At 66.6% G+C, this 2,708-nt stretch carries 2 protein-coding genes; both read right to left on the bottom strand.

The annotated features are described in order from the left end of the window. Window positions 1-561: ABC transporter substrate-binding protein (locus ABNT58_RS13855; RefSeq protein WP_348754050.1), on the bottom strand; the 561-nt coding region annotated here is incomplete at its 3' end. A 139-nt stretch (window positions 562-700) separates the two neighbouring features. After that, on the bottom strand, window positions 701-2,347 hold the full coding sequence (locus tag ABNT58_RS13850; RefSeq protein WP_348754049.1) for a 3-(methylthio)propionyl-CoA ligase: 1,647 nt from the start codon (window positions 2,345-2,347) through the stop codon (window positions 701-703). Between the last annotated feature and the right edge of the window lie 361 nt (window positions 2,348-2,708).

Raw genomic sequence — 2,708 nt, 5'->3', positions numbered from 1 at the left:
GAACACCTTCTTGATGTCGGCCTGGCCCTTGATGAAGCTGGTCATCGCCTCGACCTTCATCGAGGTGTCGGCGTCGTAGCGGAAGTGCCAGTAGCTGCACTTGCTGTTGGTCAGGTCGGGATCCACCGCGGCGGTGTTCAGGAAGATGATTTCCTTGCCGGGGTTGCGCTCGTTGTGCTTGTTGATGGCGTCGATCAGCGGGATGGCCACCGAAGAGCCGTTGCCCTGCAGCACGTAGCGGATGCCCTGGTCGATCGCGGCCTTCAAATGGTTCAGGCTCTCGGTCGGGCTCAGCTTGTTGTCCATGCCGATGACCTCGAACTTCACGCCGGCCGGGTTGGTGGCGCTGAACTTCTCGGCAAAGAACTGCAGGCTCTTGAGCTGGTTGGTGCCCACCGGACCCATCAGGCCCGACAGCGGGTCGATCCACATCATCTTGACGGTCTGCCCCGCCAGCGGCTTGGCCTGCGCCCAGGCGCCCACCGAGCCCGCTGCCAGTGCGGCCCCCACGAGGCCCAGGGTGAAGCCACGACGCGAGGCGCTGATCGATCCGATGTTCATCCGCTTGTCTCCTTGTTTGACCTTCGGCCCGCTGCGCTGCAACGGGCCGGGGGCAAGTTAATGGAAGTGATCGCCAGCGGTGAGAGGGTGTTCCCTGTCGCTCCTGCGACAGGCGCCGGCCGCGGGCCTCGGGCGGGCGTCAGGCGGGCAGCTGGTGGCCCCGGAACTGCTCGCGCAGCTTGAGCTTTTGCAGCTTGCCGGTGGCCGTGTGCGGCAGCTCGTCCACAAACACCACGTCGTCGGGAATCTGCCACTTGGCGATGCGGCCCTCGAAGAAGCCCAGCATCTGCTCGCGCGTCAGCTCGCCGTCCGGCTTCTTGACCACCACCAGCAGCGGGCGCTCGTCCCATTTGGGGTGCGGGCAGGCGATCACCGCGGCTTCGTGCACCGCGGGGTGGGCCATCGCGATGTTCTCCAGCTCGATCGAGCTGATCCACTCCCCGCCCGACTTGATCACGTCCTTGCTGCGGTCGGTGATCTGCATGTAGGCGTCTTCGTCGATGGCCGCCACGTCGCCGGTGGGAAACCACAGGCCGTCCAGGCCCGCGACCTCCACCAGCGGCGACTTGTCGTTGCGGTAGTAGCGATCGATCACCCAGTGGCCGCGCACCACCAGGTTGCCCGAGGCCTTGCCGTCCCAGGGCAGCGGCTTGTGGTCGTCATCGACGATTTCCATGTCGACGCCGTAGATCACCTTGCCCTGCTTTTCCAGGATGCGGCGCTTGCTCTCGGCGTCCAGCGCTTCGTGCTTGCTCTTGAGCTTGGCCAGCGTGCCCAGCGGCGACATTTCGGTCATGCCCCAGGCGTGGATCACCTCCACGCCGTAGTCGTCTTCCAGCGTGCGGATCATGGCCGGCGGGCAGGCCGAGCCGCCGATCACCGTGCGCTTGAAGCTGCTGAACTTCAGGTTGTTCTGCTTGACGTAGGTGAGCAGGCCCAGCCACACCGTGGGCACGCCGGCGCTGAAGGTCACCTTCTCGGCCTCGAACAGCTCGTACAGCGATTTGCCGTCGAGGTGCGGCCCCGGGAACACCACCTTGCAGCCCACCAGCGCGGTGGCATAAGGCAGGCCCCAGGCGTTGACGTGGAACATCGGCACCACGGGCAGGATGACGTCGCGGGCCGAGCAGCCCATGGCGTCGGGCAGCGCGGCACCGAAGGCATGCAGCAGCGACGAGCGGTGGCTGTACACCGCGCCCTTCGGGTTGCCGGTGGTGCCCGAGGTGTAGCAGATGCTGGAGGCGGTGTTCTCGTCGAACTGCGGCCACACGTAGTCGCCGTTTTCGGCTTCCACCAGCTCTTCGTAGCACTGCAGGTTGGGAATCGGGCTGCTGGCGGGCATGTGGCTGCGGCCGGCCATCAGCACGAAGTGCTGCACGCGGCCCAGGTGCGGCAGCAGCTTTTCCACCAGCGGCAGGAAGTTGATCTCGAAGCACAGCACCTTGTCGTCGGCATCGCCCACGATCCAGGCGATCTGCTCGGGGAACAGGCGCGGGTTGATGGTGTGGCACACCAGCTGCGAGCCGGAGGTGCCGTAGTACAGCTCCAGGTGGCGGTAGCCGTTCCAGGCCAGGGTGCCGACGCGGTCGCCCGGCTGGCAACCCAGCCGCGCCAGCGCCTGCGCCACCTTGGCCGCCCGCACCGCCAGCTGCGCCCAGTTGGTGCGGTGGACATCGCCTTCCACCCGCTTGGACACGATCTCGGTGTCACCCGCATGCCGCGCCGCATGCGTCAGCAGCGACGAGATCAGCAAGGGCATCTGCATCATCTGGCCCATCAGGGACATGGTGGTTCCTCTCTAGAAAATGAGCGTGGGGTTGGTGCGGATGATAGGAATGCCGGGGGTGCGGCCCGGGTGGCGGTTTACCCTGAGGAACTCGGGTTGCCTCAGCGCCTGGGCGCCCGCCGCGGGCAGGCCCGGCGCCCATGCCGCCCGATGGGCCATCGGCAAGGTCAATCCTCAACATCAAGACCGCCCAGCGTTGGGCGACATCCCGGTGGCGCGCCAGCGCACGCCCGCTCCGGACCCCGTCAAGGTAGATGTTCACCTTGCACCGGGTTGGCGCCGAGCCGAAGTTGAAGGCTGAGCCCGCAGTCCCCAGCAGTCCGGCCGGCGCCCGCGGTTGAGCTGGGCGCCTTGTCCCCCG

Source organism: uncultured Aquincola sp. (assembly GCF_964001545.1).
In the GTDB taxonomy this organism is placed as follows: Bacteria; Pseudomonadota; Gammaproteobacteria; order Burkholderiales; family Burkholderiaceae_C; genus Aquincola.
The sequence above is the reverse complement of the archived record's forward strand: the minus strand, read 5'-3'. Positions and strand labels throughout refer to the sequence as shown.

What these genes read in the sequence shown, in the direction of transcription:
- ABNT58_RS13850 (WP_348754049.1), bottom strand. Translation starts at nt 2,347, where the DNA reads ATGTCCCTGATGGGCCAGATGATGCAGATGCCCTTGCTGATCTCGTCG.